Consider the following 15190-nt stretch of genomic DNA (forward strand, 5'->3'; position numbering starts at 1 on the left):
CTAAACAAAACCGGCAGCTGGAGCGGTCGCTTATCGACGCCCACGTGCGATGAAGAACACGACCGCCCCCGCTACCAGTAGCAGCACAAGCAGGCCGCCGAGCAGCCCCGGCACGAGCCCGAACCCGCCAGCGTCCTCGTCCTTCGCGGCGTCGACCTCCGCATCGCTTTCCTCGCTGTCCTGACTGCTCTGCGAAGCCGACGTCTCGGCTGCTTTGTCGGCCGAGTTGAATGCGATCGGCTCGTCGGATGGCTCCGGGCCGTCCTCATGCGTCGGCGTCCAATCCGGGCCGCCGTTGCCAGGTTCGCCATCCATGACCACCTCAAACTCAAAAGGCTGCTCCACACCAGTGATGTCATAGCCTTCGTGCACCCACTGCATGCCGACCCAGATGTAGTACTCGCCCTGGTAGGGAGTGCTGGTGTCGTGCCACACGTACTGGCTCAGCGTTTCCGCGTCGGATTCGGCTGCATCTATGAAGAAGTTCAACGGGGTGCGCACGAGCTCGTTGCGCATCGGATCGTAGATGCCAAAGCCGAGGCTATCGGCGTTGTGCGCGACCGACTCCGGCGTTTTCAACTTCACCACCGGCCGCTGCCCATAGGCCACCGGGATCTTGTAGAACCTGAACTCACCAGGGATGATGTTGTCGGAGTACGTGCCCTCGGTGATGTCCACCGCATCATTGAACCCGGTGCCGCCGGAAATCGGCTCGGGGTTCTTCATCGGCATCTCGCCAAGATAGTCGCCAGCTTTGATAATTTTGCCGTCTGACCACTCAGTTTTCTCCTCATCGCTGGGAATCGGCTCATAGAAGACACTGACCTCGAGCCCGATGTCCCCGGTGTCGTTGCCCTCGACGTCGGAGATCTGCGTCTTAACCAGGATGTCACTCATATCGCACTCCATGTCCGACTCTCCGTTGCGCTCCATCGAGACAGCCGCAGATTCGATCCCGTAGTCCGGCCCAGCAGAGACGAATGCAGTGTGTTTACCCGGGAACCAGCCGCACTCCGCATCACCCTCGTTGGTCACCTCCACCGGTTCAATTTTCAGGTGCCCGTCTTCCCATGTGCCTTCGGTCTGCTACACGGGAGAAAACACCACGCGCGCGTGGTGGCGCGGCGGCACGGAAATACGGAAGTACCGGTCCTTCGCAGTACCCCGGTCCGGGGTCACCGTGGTCTGGTACTGGCCTTCGCCCAGCCACTTCGCGCCCTCTGGGGTGTCCGAGAACTCAAAAGGCGTGCCACCCGTCTGGTACTTCTCCACCCCGCGCTGGGACAAAAACTTCAGCGACTGCGCCAAGCTGCTTGCATCGGCCGCCTCTAGGAACTGCCCGCCGCCAGCTTCCGCGATACATTCCAGCTCCGCGCGGGCCTCCTCGTCAGCTTTGAACCCGACAGTGTGGATCGCCAGGTCTACGCCGTCGCCCGCCAGCTCTTTGGCCACGTCGCACACCTCGGGCGGCGCGCAGGTGTCGATACCGTCGGAGACCAGAATGATCGAGCGCTCGCCGTCGGTGCCCAACTGCTCTGCAGCCTTGCGCAGCGCGTTGCCCATCGGCGTGTAACCCTTCGGCGTCAGCCCGTCGATAGCCGCGCCGAACTCTTTCTTGTCCACCTCGCCAATAGGCACGAGGCTCTGGATGTCTTTGCAGCCCTTTTCGCGATTGTCGGGCGCGTTGGATTCCTGCGCGCCGTAGGCAATGAGCCCCATCTTCGCGGTCGGCGGCAGGAATTCAACCAGCTCGTGGGTCGCCTTCTTCGCCGCGTCCATACGCGGACCCTCGGCGTCCTCCTCGACCATGGAGTAGGACGCATCCAGGATCAGGACGGCCTTCGCGTCTGCGGAGCCCGCGCTTGCCGACGCCCTCGTGGTCGAGCTCGACAACGTCTTCGTCTCAGTGCTCACTGCAATGCTCGATTCCGCGGGCCGACGCGTCGTCTCCGTCGCGAATGCAGGCGCTACCCACGCCAGCATGCAAGCGACGACAAGTACGCACACGGCCACGGAACGACTTCCCCATTTGACATGCGACATTGCTCAGGCCCTCTTCCTTATGTGTCCATTGTCACAGACAACAATAAAAGTGGATCAACGCTTTGGCAACAGATGTTCTGGAAGTAGCAAAAAGCCAGTCCCCGGTTTTCCGAGAACTGGCTTGTATTTGGCGACCCTGACGGGACTTGAACCCGCGACCTCCGCCGTGACAGGGCGGCGCGCTAACCAACTGCGCCACAGGGCCGTACCCCCAACGGGATTCGAACCCGTGTTGCCGCCGTGAAAGGGCGGAGTCCTAGGCCTCTAGACGATGGGGGCCTGTCATCAAAGACAGCCGTTGAATCATACGACAGCGCGCCCCCAGCAACCAAATGAGCAGTACAGTGGCCACATGGCCGAAGCAATCATTTACGACGCGACCCTTTCCCCGACGAAAGACCGGCTCCTTTCCGAGCACTCCCCCATCGTGGAACGCCTCGGTTCCTACCGTGTGGTGGACCGCGACGGGGAGGTGGGCATCGAGGTCCTCGTCGGCCGCGATGCCAACGGAGCGCTTCGGCAGTTCGGGGTCTCCTACCGCGACGCGGGAGCCAAGCTTGACGACGAGCTGACGCCCATGGACCACTCCGTCCTCGGTGCCCGATCTGTTGCACCGCTCAACGCGGATCCGGTGGCGGTTCGCGAGCTGATTCACACAATCCTCGCGGGTGGGGATGGCGCGTCCTTTAGCAACGGCGAGCCGATCTTCGCCGTGCGCGGCACCGGCCTGACCCCTGACGCAGCCGTGGGCGCAGTGGAGATTGAGGACCACAACGAGTACACCAGCATCGGCACCGTGGAGATCGACGCGCAACCGCAGCGCTACCAGCTGCGCCTCACCCGCGAGATCCTCGACGCCCAGGTGGCAGAGCCGGAGGACCTCGCGCTCGTGCGCACCGATGACGGCGTGATCCTCATGCGCCTCGAGGTGTGGAAGTAGCCCGCTTAGCCCGGCAGGATGAGCAGGCTGGCTGCCATGACGGCCATGCCGATGATCATGCCGTAGATGGCGGTGTGGTGCTTGCCTGTGGCAATAGCGGTGGGCAGCAATTTATCCAGGCTGACAAAGACCATGATTCCGGCGATCGCGGCGAAGGTGTAGCCCAACGTCTGCGAGCCCAGAAACGGCCGCAGCAGCAGAAAACCAATGACGGCGCCGAGCGGCTCCGCCAGACCGGATAGGGTGGCCCAGCCGGCGGCTTTCCACTTCGAGCCGGTGGCCTGCCGCAGCGGCACGGCCACGGCGATGCCCTCGGGGATGTTGTGAATCGCAATCGCGATTGCGATCGGCAACGCGAGCGCCGGGTCCGCCAACGCCACCGCGAACGTGGCAAACCCCTCCGGGAAGTTGTGCACCGCGATCGCCACGGCGCTGAGTACGCCGACGTTGCGCAGCCGGGCGCGGCTCACCCCGGAAGCGTCCGGCTCTTCGTGCGGGTTGATCTCCTCCGGCACGAACCTGTCAATCAGCGCGATGAGCGCAATGCCGGCGAAAAACGCCACTGCGCCCCACAGCTCCGCGGATACGTTGCCCGCTTCCGCAAGCCCGTCGATCCCCTCCGGCAGAAGCTCCATGAATGAAATGTAGACCATCACGCCGGCGGAAAACCCCAACGCGCCAGCTAAAAAGCCTGGCCCCGGGGAGCGCTTCAGCGCCACGATAAGGCCGCCGAAGCCGGTGGACAGGCCCGCCAACAGGGAGATCCCGAGCGCGACGGTGACGGCACCCGGGGTAGCTGTTGCAAGATCCATGGCGTAAACCTAGCAGTTCAGCCCAGTCGCAGGGGGCGCAGATACGCAAAATGCCCCGGCCGAATACGGCCGAGGCATGCGGTGGGCCCTGCGGGGATCGAACCCGCGACCTGCGGATTAAAAGTCCGTAGCTCTACCAGCTGAGCTAAAGGCCCGCGAGGGCTAATGGTAGCCCGTGGGCCCCTTAGCCCGGAAATCGGGGCAGGCTTAGTCCTCCTTCATCATCGTGCCGGTCTCCTCCATGCGCAGGTGGAAGTCAAAGGCGTGGCGCAGGTCGTGCGGCGTTGCCTGGTACTTGCACTTGGAGGCGCGCTCGACGTACTCCTCCAGCAGCGGACGGTAGGACGGGTGCGCAATCGAGATCATCTTCGCCGGACGGTCACGCGGCGCCAGGCCGCGCAGGTCGGCCACGCCGTACTCGGTGATGAAGACCATAGCGTCGTGCTCGTTGTGGTCGATGTGCGACGCGAACGGGACGATCGCGGAAATGGCGCCATCCTTGGCGATCGACGGGGAGATGAACGAGGAGATGTAGGCGTTGCGGGTGAAGTCGCCTGAGCCGCCCAGCGCGTTCATCAGACGGGAGCCGTTGATGTGGGTGGAGTTGGCGTTGCCGTAGATGTCGGCCTCGATCATGCCGTTGGAGGCGATCAGGCCCGTGCGGCGAATGACCTCCGGGTGGTTGGAGATGGACTGCGGGCGCAAGATGATGGACTCGCGGTAGCGCGACGCCTCACGGTTCATCTTCTCCGCGTACTCCGGCGACAGGGAGAAGGAGGTGGCGGAGGCCACGGTCATCTTGCCCGCGTCGATCAGGTCGACCATGCCGTCCTGGATCACCTCGGTGTAGGCCTGGATGTTCTCGAACTTGGAGTCCATTAGGCCCGCCATCACAGCGTTGGGGACGTTGCCCACGCCGGACTGCATGACGTAGCCGTCGTACGCCAGGCGGCCAGCCTTGACCTCGTTTTCCAGGAAGTCGAGGAAGTTGCCCGCGATCTTCTCGGAGATCTCGTCCGGCGCCTTGAACGGAGCGTTGCGGTCCGGGTCGTTCGTCTCGACGACCGCGACGACCTTCTCCGGGTCAATCTCGATGTAGGTGGTGCCGATGCGGTCGCCGCACTTGGTGATCGGGATCGGGATACGGTTCGGCAGCGGCGGCACGGTCCAGATGTCGTGCATGCCCTCGAGTTCCTCGGACTGCCAGGAGTTGACCTCGATGATGATCTTCTTGGCCGCGTTGAGGAACTCCACGGAGTTGCCCACGGAGGACGACGGGACGATGTTGCCATCCTCGGTGATGCGCACGGCCTCGACGATGGCCAGGTCAACCTCACCGAAGAAGCCCTGCTCCACCATCATGCCGGAGTGGGACAGGTGGATGTCCTGGAACTTCATCTCGCCCGCGTTGATCTTCTTACGCATGGTCGGGTCCGACTGGTACGGCATGCGGTAGCGCAGCGCGCCAGCTTCCGCCAGCACACCGTCGCACTCCGGGGCCGTGGAGGCGCCGGTGTACATGTCGATGGAGAAGTCCTGGCCCTTTTCATGGGCGGCCTTCGCCTTGTCCGCAATCGCGGCGGGCATGGCCTTGGGGTAGCCTGCGCCCGTGAAGCCGGAGGTGCCCACCTTGTCGCCGTGGTTGACAAACTGGACAGCCTCTTCGGCGGACATGACCTTGTCGCGCAGCTTCGCGCTTGCGATGCGATCGCTCATGATGCTCCCTCAAATCTTTTCGTGCGGGTAGATAACATTGACCACCATATTGTGACGTATGCCCCACTGCCACGACATGCGAGGGGGACGCAGGAAAGCAAGTGCTTATCGACGCCTCCGTACCCCCGAACGGGCGTACTTCCGGCGATTGGACGCAAGACGTGCTGTCCGTGAAGAATGGGGCCCACTATGACTACAGCTGCCCCCGCCCTGACTATCGGCGGCATCGATTTGAACTCCCCCGTCATCCTCGCACCGATGGCCGGGGTGACAAACATGCCGTTTCGCGTCTTGTGCCGGGAGATCGAGGAGGAGCTCACCGGCACCTCCTCCGGCCTCTACGTCTGTGAAATGATCACGGCGCGCGCCATGGTGGCGCGCAACCAGAAAACGCTGCACATGACCACCTTCGCCGACGTAGAAACGCCGCGGTCGATGCAGCTGTACACCGTGGACCCGAAGTTCACCTACGAGGCCGTGCGCATGATTGTGGAAGAAGACATCGCCGACCACGTGGACATGAACTTCGGCTGCCCCGTGCCCAAGGTCACCCGCAAGGGCGGCGGCTGCGCCATCCCGTACAAGCGCCGCCTCTACGGCAACATCGTCGACGCGGCCGTGCGCGCCGCCGAAGGCTCCGGCATCCCGATCACGGTGAAGTTCCGCATCGGCATCGACGACGGGCACCACACGCACCTGGATGCCGGCCGCATCGCCGCCGAGTCGGGCGCAGCTGCCGTCGCATTGCACGCGCGCACCGGCGCCGAGCGCTACTCCGGTGGAGCCCACTGGGACGAGATCGGACGGCTAGTCGAGCACATGGACGGCACCGGCGTCCCCGTGATCGGCAACGGCGACATCTTCGCTGCCGACGACGCCGCGAAGATGATGGAGCAGACCGGCTGCCACGGCGTGGAAGTCGGCCGTGGCTGTCTGGGCCGGCCCTGGCTGTTCGCCCAACTCGGCGCGCAGCTGCGCGGCGAGGACATCCCGCCCGAGCCCACTCTGGGCCAAGTCGCCGCGATCATCTACCGCCACGCCGAGCTCCTGGCCGCCCACGACGGCGAGGATCACGCGTGCCGGGACATCCGCAAGCACACCGGCTGGTACCTGCGCGGCTTCCCCGTCGGCGGCGAGTTCCGCAAGACCCTCGCCCAGGTGACTTCCCTGGCCGAGCTCAAGGAGCGCCTCGCCCTCATCGCAGATTCCGACGAGCTCGCGCAGCACGCGGACGACGCCCGCGGACGCCAAGGCTCCGCAGGCAAGATCGCACTGCCGGAAGGCTGGCTCGACGACCCCGAGGACGACACGGTGCCCGAGGGCGCCGAGATTGAAAATAACGGCGGGTAAAACGCGGCGCGTTAAGTAGCATGAACCACATGCTTCGCACTGTGTATAGGGAACATCTCGAGGTTTTTCACAAGGACGTCCTCGAGGTGTGCGACACCGTGCGCGAAATCATGGACTACGCCTCCGCAGCCGTGCTCGAGCAATCCCTCGAGGATGCCGAAGAGGCACTGGGTTACCTGGACTCCCTGCAGGAGGCCATCCAGCGCTGCGAGGACCACAGCATGCGCCTGTTGGCCCTGCAAAGCCCAGTGGGCAAGGACCTGCGTCAGGTCATCTCCGCCATCTACATTGTGGAAAGCTTCGACCGCATGGGCTCGCTGGCCAAAAACATCGCCCTGCTGGCCCGCCAGCGCCACCCCGCCCGCATCTACCCGAAGGCGCTGCAGGGATACGTCGAAGAGCTCGCCCGGCTGGTGCAAGAGATGGGCGCGGCCACCCGCAAACTGCTCGTCGACCCCGACGCCGACGCAGCTGTTGAGCTACACACGATCGACGAAGGCGTCGACGACATGAAGGCGTTCCTCACTGCCCTGGTCTCCGACCGGAAGTGGGAGTACTCCACCCGCGAAGCCGTCGACGTGGCTATGCTCGCGCGCTACTACGAGCGGTACGCGGACCGGTGCGTCAGCGTTGCCAGCCGCATGGTCTTTCTCATCACCGGGCTCAAGCCGGAGGCATACCTGCGCCAGCGCGACGACGAGGACTACGACCCGGAAGCCAAGTTCGCCACCATCGAACGGAGGTTCCGCAACCACCAGTAGCGCCACGAGCCGAAATAGGGCGACGCCCCTTCGGCGCTGCCCTGTTACGGGGCACCGAAGGGGCGTCGTCAAGCAGGGATGCTTTAGCCGAAGCGACCGGAGATGTAGTCCTCCGTCTCCTTCTGCTGCGGGTTTTCGAAGATGGTGGTGGTGTCGTTGAACTCCACCAGGTGGCCCGGCTTGCCGGTTGCCTCGAGGGAGAAGAACGCGGTCTTGTCGGACACACGTGCAGCCTGCTGCATGTTGTGGGTCACGATGACGATGGTGAAGTCGTTCTTCAGCTCGTGGATGAGGTCCTCCACGGCCAGGGTCGAGATCGGGTCGAGCGCGGAGCACGGCTCGTCCATGAGCAGCACCTCCGGACGCACCGCGATGGCGCGGGCGATGCACAGACGCTGCTGCTGACCGCCCGAAAGGCCGCCGCCCGGCTTGTCCAGACGGTCCTTGACCTCGTCCCACAGGTTCGCGCCGCGCAGGGACTGCTCGGCGACCTCCTTGAGCTTCTTCTTGTCCTTCTCACCGGACAGGCGCAGACCTGCCACGACGTTGTCCTCAATGGACATGGTCGGGAACGGGTTCGCCTTCTGGAACACCATGCCGATGGTGTTGCGCACGGCAACCGGGTCCACGCTCTTGCCGTAGATATCGTGGCCGTCGAGGAGGATCTCGCCCTTCACGGACGCGCCGGGGATGACCTCGTGCATGCGGTTGAGGGTGCGCAGCACGGTGGACTTGCCGCAGCCGGACGGGCCGATGAACGCGGTCACGGACTTCGCCGGGATCTGCATGTTGACGTTCTGCACGGCGTGGAAGTCGCCGTAGTAGATGTTGACGTCGTTGAGTTCGAGCTTGGTAGACATCTGGGTTTCTCCTGGATGGGTGGGAACGCGGGTGGGGTTACTTCTTGACCGAGTAGCGCTTCGCCACAAAACGTGCGAGCAGGTTCAGGGTGACAACGAGGATCACGAGCGTCAGCGCCGCGCCCCAGAGTCGGTCGTTTGCCGGGCCGGTAGCGCCGGACTTCCACATGTCCAGCATGAACAGCGGCAGCGAAGACTGCGGCTTGTCAAACATATTGAACCAGTTCGTCGTCGGCGTGGAACCGACGAGGATCAGCACCGGAGCGGACTCGCCCATCACACGGGCGACGGCGAGCATGATGCCGGTGACGATGCCGGACAGCGCAGTCGGCAGCACGATGCGCACGATGGTCTTCCACTTCGGAACACCCAGCGCGTAGGACGCCTCGCGCAGATCCATCGGGACCACGCGCAGCATCTCTTCGGTGTTGCGGACCACGACCGGGATCATGAGCAGGATCAGCGACAGCGACACGGCGAAGCCGGAGCGCTGCTGGCCCAGGATGGTGATCCACAGGGCGTAGACGAACAGCGCGGCGACGATGGACGGCACACCGGAGAGGATGTCCACCATGAAGGTGGTCAGCTTGCCCAGCCTATTGCCGTTGGAGTACTCCACCAGGTAGATAGCGGTGAAGATGCCGATCGGGATGGAAAACAGCGACGCGATGAGCGTTTGCATGAGGGTACCGGCGATCGCGTGGAGTGCGCCGCCGCCCGGCTTGGAGGAACGCACGCCGACCATGTCCTGGCTCCACCAGGCCGGGTCGAGCACGGCGCCCATGCCGCGCGAGACCACGGTGACGAGCAGCCACAGCAGCGGGATCAGGGCAAGGATCATGCACAGCCACATCAGGCCGCCCATGATGGAGTTGGTGGTCTTGCGGCCCGAAGCGATGTCGGTGAACGGGTTCTCGCCGCCGCGGGAGGCGCGCGCCGGAGCGGAGGTCTTGGTGGCTACCTGGGAGGCGCCGTTGTTGGGTACTGCAGTAGACATTTTCTGCTTTCCGCTCCTTACTTGTTAACGATCGCGCGGGCGATCGAGTTGACGACGAAGGTCAGCAGGAACAGCACCAGGCCGGCGGCGATGTAGGCGCCCGCGGAGACCGGGTTGTTGAACTCTGCGGCGGCGTTGGCGATCGCGGTGGCGAAGGTGGTGCCGCCGTCGAACAGCGAACCGCGGAAATCGTTCGCCGGTGCCACGGCCATGTACAGCGCCATGGTCTCACCGAGTGCGCGGCCGAGGCCGAGCATGGAGCCGGCGATGAAGCCGGACATTCCGAAGGGGATGACGGTCATGCGGATGACTTCCCAGCGGGTTGCGCCGAGGGCCAGGGCGGACTCGATCTGGCCCGGAGGGGTCTGCACGAAGATCTCGCGGGCGGTCGCGGCGATGATCGGCAGGATCATAATCGCCAGCACGATGCCGCCGGTCATCACGTTTCGCGCCGTCGAGAACGGCGGGGAGTTCTGGTAGGTGGCGAACAGGAAGAAGTCGCCGCCCCAGCTGTTGACCCACTTGTAAAAGTCGCCCAGCAGCGGGCCGAGCACCTGAGCGCCCCACAGGCCGTACACGATGGACGGCACCGCGGCCAGCATGTCCACCAGGGTGCCCAGCGGGCGAACCAGCTTCGTCGGGCAGTAGTTGGACAGGAACAGCGCCACGCCCAAAGCGATCGGCATGGCGATGATCAGTGCGATCAGGGAGATGGTGATGGTGGAGAAGAAGAGGTTCGGGATACCGAACTTCATCGCGTCCAGGTTCGCCGTCTGCCATCCGCCGCCGTAGGTGAGGAAGCCGACGATCCCGCCTTCGTTACGGCTCAGCGGCGGGATGGCCTGGATGAGCAGAAAGATGCCGATCGCCGCGACGAGGACAGTGATCAGGGTCGCGGATGCGGTAGAGAAGAACTCAAACACACGGTCGCCCGGGCGCTTCACGCCGGAACCGGTGTTCGCATCGTCGCTGACGGGCGTGCGCTCCTCCTGTCCCTTTGTCAGGGTGCCGCCTGTGGAGTTCTGGATTACAGGATCAGATGTGTTCGCGGGTCCTGCACCGCGGTCGAGGTGATCGTTAGCAGCCATTTGCTCGAATCCTTCGAAGAATAAACGTTGTGGACGGCGGGAAACACGGCCTTTCTACCGCGTCTCCGCATAGAGAGACCCCCCGCGATCGGAATCAGTGGGGGGTCCATCTGCCTCCTAGGCGCTAGGCCCTGGAGACCAGCATCAAGTTGGCGTTACTTGATGGCGTTGATTGCCTCGCGCAGACGGTCAGCGTGTGCACCGCCGACCGGGATGAAGCCCTCGGCAGCGAGCTCCTCGTCCTGGGAATCCAGAGCGACGTTGAGGAAGTCCTTGACCATCTTGGAGGTCGCCTCGTCGTAGCCAGCGGAGCAGACGATCTCGTAGGTGGTCAGCACCAGCGGGTATGCGCCAGCGGTGTCGGTCTTGAACAGCTTGTCGGAGTCGACGACCATGTTGTGGCCCTCGGTCTTGAACTCCAGGTTGTCCAGCACCTTGCCCACGGTCTCGTCGGTGAGCTCGACCGGGCCGTTGCCGAAGTCGATGTTGGCCTTCTTGTCAGCGAAGCCAGCCTCGACGTAGGTGATGGCGCCATCGGTCGCGTTGACCTCCTGCGCAACACCGGAGGAGCCGTTAGCGCCGGTACCGACGGTGTTCGGGAACGCCTTGCCGGTGGACTCCCACTTGCCGTCGGAAGCGGCAGCCAGGAACTTCTGGAAGTTGTCGGAGGTGCCGGACTCGTCGGAGCGGTAGAAGACGTTGATCGGGGTGTCCGGAAGGTCGACGCCCTCGTTGTTCTCGGCGATCTTCGGGTCGTTCCAGGTCTTGATGACGCCCTGGAAGATCTCGACGATGTTGTCGACGGTCAGGTTGAGGTTGTCCACGCCCTCGAGGTTGTAGGCGACGGCAACCGGGCCGATGACGAACGGCAGGTGCCAAGCCTCGTTGCCGCCGCAGCGGTCAGCGGCAGCCTGGACCTGGTCGTCCTTCAGCGGGGAGTCGGAGCCGGCGAAGGCGACCTGATCGGCGATGAACTGCTTCTGGCCAGCGCCGGAGCCCGACGGGGTGTACGCGAGCTGAGCGCCCGGAACCTCGGATGCGTAGACGGACGCGAAGTAGTCCATCGCGTTCTGCTGGGAGGAAGCGCCCTCAGCGACGAGGGTGCCTTCCTGGCCGGACAGCTCGTAGTCGCCGGACTTCGTGTCGCCCTTGTTCTCGTCGGAGGAGACAGCCTCGGTTGCGGACTCAACAGCCTCGGAAGCTGCGTTGTCGTCGGAGTCGCCGCAGGCGACGAGGGAAACGGAAGATACTGCAACGACGCCAGCGATTGCGGCGGTGCGCTTGAAGTTACGGATCACGGGATACCTTTCCGGTGCTTACTGGTCGGTTTCGAGCGTCGGACCAGCTGTCCGATTACTCACAGATGCCAACCTACGAAAACCTGGTTAATGGCCGGTAGCCAGTTAAGTGAACACTTGGTGAACTTCCGTCCATCCCATTGTTTTCGCAGGTTATAGCCAGGCTACCTGTAGACAACGTGACTTTCACGGACCTCGAACCCGAGCTGGCGGTACCGCTTGACCGCGGGCTCGTTATCGGATTCAACATAGAGGATGACCTGCGGAGATCCCTTCCCGCGAAGATACTCCAGCCCCATCTGCATCAGGGGTCCCCCCATTCCCTCCCCCCGATGCGCGGAAGCGAGCCCGACAACATACACCTCCCCCGTCCCATCCGGGTGGCGCTTGGTCCAGTGGAACCCGGCGAGTTCGTCGCCGTGGAACAGCAAACGCACGCCCGCCGGGTCGAACCACTCCGCCTCCCGTGCGCGACGCAGCCGCTGAAGGTCCCAGCCGCCTTGTTCCGGGTGCCAGGAAAACGCGTCGTTGTTGACGGCGAGCCATTGCTTGTCGACGTCGTCCCGCCCCCACCGCGCAACCGCAGCGTCGTAGTCCAGGTCTTCAAAGCCCTCCGGCAATCGCACTCCCCCAGCTGGAATGTCGCCTGCGTCAATCTCCATCACCAGCAGCTCCCGGTCGATCTTCAGCGACAGAGCAGCCGCCAGCGCCTGCGCTCCCGGCAGGTTGCCGTGCGCCCACAGCCCTGCCTCAGGATTGTGGGCGCGCACCGCCTCCGCCAGGGCGCGCCCGATCCCCTCGCGCCGGCGCTGCGGGTGCACCACCAGTTCCGCGGAACCGTCTTCAGCCACACCGGCGCAGCCGACCACTTTGCCGCGATCTTCCGCCAAGAAGTGGGAGTGGTTCACGCGGACGTCGTCAAGCCCCTGCACGAAGGCCTCGGAAAAGGCGGCGATGCCGTCTTCGGCCTCAGCGGTGCGAAGGAGGGGTCGTACGCGGTCGCCGGGCAGGTGGGCGCTTAGGATATCGACAGTCATAGCTACCCAGGCTACGTGCGGAAAGGAGGTCGAGGTGCGCAAGGTTGCTGTCGGCGCAGTCGCGCTCGTCGCCACCCTCGGGCTGGCGGACACCGCCTACGCTTCCCACGTGGAGCGGCAACTCGCCCCGGACGGCACGGAAGTGCAAGTCACCGCAGCGCCATTCGTGTTCGCCGGCATCAGCGGCCGCGTTCCGCGCGTGACCGTGCGGCGCACCGACGCGGACATTCCCGGCCCGGGCGTGGGCACGGCGAGCGTGGAGATGTTCAACCTGAAGCTGGACACCCCCGCCGACGCGCTGCGCGGCGAGATTGTGGGGGCCGACGCCCGCCTCGTGCGCCGCCGCATCCGCCTCGACGGCGTGGGCTTCGGCGAGCTGCTGGGCATTACGGACTTGGACATCGCCAACCCGTACGACATCTCCCCTTCCGGCGGGGTGGCCAGCGAGGCCCGCCTGACCGGCACCGTGCCCGGCGCGAGCGAGCCTGCGACCGCGATGGTGACGCTGCGGCTATCCCACGGCGTTTTTCAGATGCGCCCGAGCCAGCTCATCGAGGTCCCGCAGGGCGACGAGGACAAGGTGCTCGACGGTTTCCGCATCGATTTCGACACCAGCGACCTGCCGCTGGGCGGGCCGGCGGATCTGGTGCAGCTGACCGGCGGCTCGCTGGAGTTCTCCCGCGACCGCGTCAACACCGTGGTTGAGCCAGCGGATCTGGAGCCGCTCGCGGGAGCGTCTACGCTTGAGAGGCATGACTGAAGAAAACAACAAACTCAACGGCAACGACGCTGTCAATCTCGCTGCGGAGCAGTCCAAGGAAACCGCCCACCGCAACATCCCGGAGCTGGGTTTCGAGGACATGCCGCTCGCGGCGGACACCGCGAACCTGCGCTACGGGCCCTCGCTTCACGACGGTCTGCTGGCGCTTCTGCCCCTCGTCGGCGTGTGGTCCGGCTCCGGCCAGGCCAACAACCCCTCCGACCCGGAAGGCGGCGAGTACGCCTTTGGCCAGCAGCTGATCATCTCCCACGACGGCGAGAATTACCTGCGCTTCGAGTCGCGCATCTGGCGCTTGGATTCCGAGGGCAACCCCACCGGCGCGGACCAGCGCGAGGTGGGCTTCTGGCGCATCTCGCTCAAAGACGAGATCGAGGTGACGCTGACCAACTCCCGCGGCCTGGTGGAGATCATGTACGGCGAGCCGGTCAACGAGCGCGCGTGGCAGATCACCAGCGCCTCCACCATCGCCACGGAAACCGGCCCGGCCGCCCACGGCCCGGGCAAGCGCCTGTACGGCCTGATGCCGAACAACAACCTCGGCTGGGTTGACGAGCGCGCCGTCGACGGCGAGATGGTGCCCTACATGTCCGCCGAGCTGAAAAGGGTTGCGGGCTAGGCAATCGCTTCTTCGATCAGCTGCCTGATCTCCGACTCGTTGTCGGGGGCGGGCAGCTTTGTGCCGTCCAGGCGCTTTATGCGCGCAGCCACCCGGGTGGAGCTGACCAGCCAGACGGACTCGGCCTTGAACAGCTCGCTGAGGTAGATGTCTTTCGCCTTGCACTTCCACCCCTGCGCGGCGGCGTGCTCGAAGATGGCGGACTGCGTGGTGCCGACCAGCACGCCGTTGCCCGCAGCGGGAGTGCGCAGGCGGCCGCCCTTTTTCACCATGAGCACGCTCGACGTCGCGCCCTCGAGCACCCGGTCGGTTACGGGGTCGACGAAGACGACGTCGTCTGCGCCCTGCTGACCCGCCCAGCGCAGCGCCGCCATGGTCAGCGCGTAATTTAGGGTCTTCGCGCCGCCGCGCATCCAGGGCACGTCGTTGTCGATGCTGTAGCCGCGCGGGGTGGTCAGCACACTCACGCCGCGTTTGCGCTGGCGCAGCACCTGCTCCGGCAGGGGGCGAACGGTCAGCCAGGCGGTGGGCGCCCCCGTGGTTTCGCGCCCGCGGGTGAAGGTCCAGGTGCACTTCGCCTCCACGTTGTCGTCGCCGCGCTCGCGGCAGTAGTCCGCCACCGCCTCCTCGGTCGCGCGGGTCCAGTGCTCGCGTCCCGGCTCCGGTAGGCCAAGCAGCTTAGCCGAGCGTGCGAAGCGGTCCAGGTGCTTGCCCAGGTTCAGCGGTTTGCCCCCGCGCACCAAGATGGATTCGAAAATGCCGTCGCCGCGGGTGACGGCTGCGTCGTCCCAGAACACGTGCGGCATGTTCGGGTTCTGGCGCCGCACGGAGCCGCCGAACGGCTCTACGAGGTAAATCACGGGCGCGGGCGGGAGCTGGGAAGAAACCATA

Annotated in this window: 15 protein-coding genes and 3 tRNA genes; 5 read left to right on the forward strand and 13 right to left on the reverse strand. The window is 64.7% G+C overall.

The window, feature by feature from the left end; all coding sequences use genetic code 11:
- Positions 1-30 precede the first annotated feature (30 nt).
- The 4 genes from CFOUR_RS09195 to CFOUR_RS09210 form a co-directional block, all read right to left on the reverse strand.
- Positions 31-1041, reverse strand: coding sequence for a hypothetical protein (locus CFOUR_RS09195; RefSeq protein WP_085957322.1), 1011 nt, complete (start codon positions 1039-1041; stop codon positions 31-33).
- A gap of 45 nt (positions 1042-1086) precedes the next feature.
- The gene (locus CFOUR_RS09200; RefSeq protein WP_179154804.1) at positions 1087-1914 is read right to left on the reverse strand and encodes a vWA domain-containing protein; all 828 of its coding nucleotides are present in this window, start codon (positions 1912-1914) and stop codon (positions 1087-1089) included.
- Between the two features lie 257 nt (positions 1915-2171).
- Positions 2172-2248 (reverse strand) — tRNA-Asp (locus CFOUR_RS09205).
- Position 2249: 1 nt separating this feature from the next.
- Positions 2250-2322: transfer RNA gene (locus CFOUR_RS09210), tRNA-Glu, on the reverse strand.
- A gap of 73 nt (positions 2323-2395) precedes the next feature.
- On the opposite strand from CFOUR_RS09210, the gene CFOUR_RS09215 reads away from it, so the two are divergent.
- Positions 2396-2983 carry a CG0192 family protein gene (locus CFOUR_RS09215; RefSeq protein ID WP_085957320.1) on the forward strand — a complete coding sequence of 196 codons (588 nt, stop codon included), beginning with the start codon at positions 2396-2398 and terminating at the stop codon, positions 2981-2983.
- Between the two features lie 5 nt (positions 2984-2988).
- On the opposite strand, the gene zupT is transcribed toward CFOUR_RS09215, so the two are convergent.
- From zupT to scpC, 3 genes are all read right to left on the reverse strand, one after another.
- Positions 2989-3795, reverse strand: coding sequence for a zinc transporter ZupT (gene zupT / locus CFOUR_RS09220; protein ID WP_085957319.1), 807 nt, complete (start codon positions 3793-3795; stop codon positions 2989-2991).
- An 82-nt stretch (positions 3796-3877) separates the two neighbouring features.
- Positions 3878-3950, reverse strand: a tRNA-Lys gene (locus tag CFOUR_RS09225).
- A 52-nt stretch (positions 3951-4002) separates the two neighbouring features.
- On the reverse strand, positions 4003-5511 hold the full coding sequence (scpC, locus tag CFOUR_RS09230; protein WP_085957318.1) for a succinyl-CoA:acetate CoA-transferase ScpC: 1509 nt from the start codon (positions 5509-5511) through the stop codon (positions 4003-4005).
- Positions 5512-5700: 189 nt separating this feature from the next.
- Here scpC and dusB point away from each other — a divergent pair, with 189 nt between their 5' ends.
- Together dusB and CFOUR_RS09240 are read left to right on the forward strand one after the other, a co-directional pair.
- Positions 5701-6861: a tRNA dihydrouridine synthase DusB gene (gene dusB / locus CFOUR_RS09235; RefSeq protein WP_413540776.1), complete on the forward strand. Its 1161-nt coding sequence runs from the start codon at positions 5701-5703 to the stop codon at positions 6859-6861.
- Between the two features lie 29 nt (positions 6862-6890).
- Positions 6891-7622, forward strand: coding sequence for a phosphate signaling complex PhoU family protein (locus CFOUR_RS09240; protein ID WP_230471777.1), 732 nt, complete (start codon positions 6891-6893; stop codon positions 7620-7622).
- A gap of 83 nt (positions 7623-7705) precedes the next feature.
- Here CFOUR_RS09240 and pstB read toward each other — a convergent pair whose 3' ends face one another.
- The 5 genes from pstB to mshD form a co-directional block, all read right to left on the reverse strand.
- Complete coding sequence (gene pstB / locus CFOUR_RS09245) at positions 7706-8482, reverse strand: phosphate ABC transporter ATP-binding protein PstB (protein ID WP_085957315.1); 777 nt, start codon at positions 8480-8482, stop codon at positions 7706-7708.
- 37 nt (positions 8483-8519) lie between these two features.
- Complete coding sequence (gene pstA, locus CFOUR_RS09250) at positions 8520-9479, reverse strand: phosphate ABC transporter permease PstA (RefSeq protein WP_085957314.1); 960 nt, start codon at positions 9477-9479, stop codon at positions 8520-8522.
- A 17-nt stretch (positions 9480-9496) separates the two neighbouring features.
- Complete coding sequence (gene pstC, locus CFOUR_RS09255) at positions 9497-10567, reverse strand: phosphate ABC transporter permease subunit PstC (RefSeq protein ID WP_085957313.1); 1071 nt, start codon at positions 10565-10567, stop codon at positions 9497-9499.
- A gap of 155 nt (positions 10568-10722) precedes the next feature.
- Positions 10723-11865 (reverse strand): phosphate ABC transporter substrate-binding protein PstS, encoded by a 1143-nt coding sequence (gene pstS / locus CFOUR_RS09260; RefSeq protein WP_085957312.1) that lies wholly within the window; start codon positions 11863-11865, stop codon positions 10723-10725.
- Between the two features lie 164 nt (positions 11866-12029).
- Positions 12030-12902, reverse strand: a complete 873-nt coding sequence (mshD, locus tag CFOUR_RS09265) for a mycothiol synthase (protein ID WP_085958394.1) — start codon at positions 12900-12902, stop codon at positions 12030-12032.
- Between the two features lie 34 nt (positions 12903-12936).
- Here mshD and CFOUR_RS09270 point away from each other — a divergent pair, with 34 nt between their 5' ends.
- A complete protein-coding gene (locus tag CFOUR_RS09270) occupies positions 12937-13662 on the forward strand; it encodes an LmeA family phospholipid-binding protein (RefSeq protein WP_230471776.1) in 726 nt (241 codons plus the stop codon).
- Positions 13655-14299, forward strand: a complete 645-nt coding sequence (locus CFOUR_RS09275) for a heme-binding beta-barrel domain-containing protein (RefSeq protein WP_085957310.1) — start codon at positions 13655-13657, stop codon at positions 14297-14299. The genes CFOUR_RS09270 and CFOUR_RS09275 overlap by 8 nt, the downstream gene beginning before the upstream one ends.
- On the opposite strand, the gene CFOUR_RS09280 is transcribed toward CFOUR_RS09275, so the two are convergent.
- On the reverse strand, positions 14296-15189 hold the full coding sequence (locus tag CFOUR_RS09280) for an aminodeoxychorismate lyase (RefSeq protein ID WP_085957309.1): 894 nt from the start codon (positions 15187-15189) through the stop codon (positions 14296-14298). The genes CFOUR_RS09275 and CFOUR_RS09280 overlap by 4 nt on opposite strands.
- Between the last annotated feature and the right edge of the window lies 1 nt (position 15190).

It is taken from the genome of Corynebacterium fournieri, from assembly GCF_030408775.1.
Classification (GTDB): Bacteria; Actinomycetota; Actinomycetes; order Mycobacteriales; family Mycobacteriaceae; genus Corynebacterium; species Corynebacterium fournieri.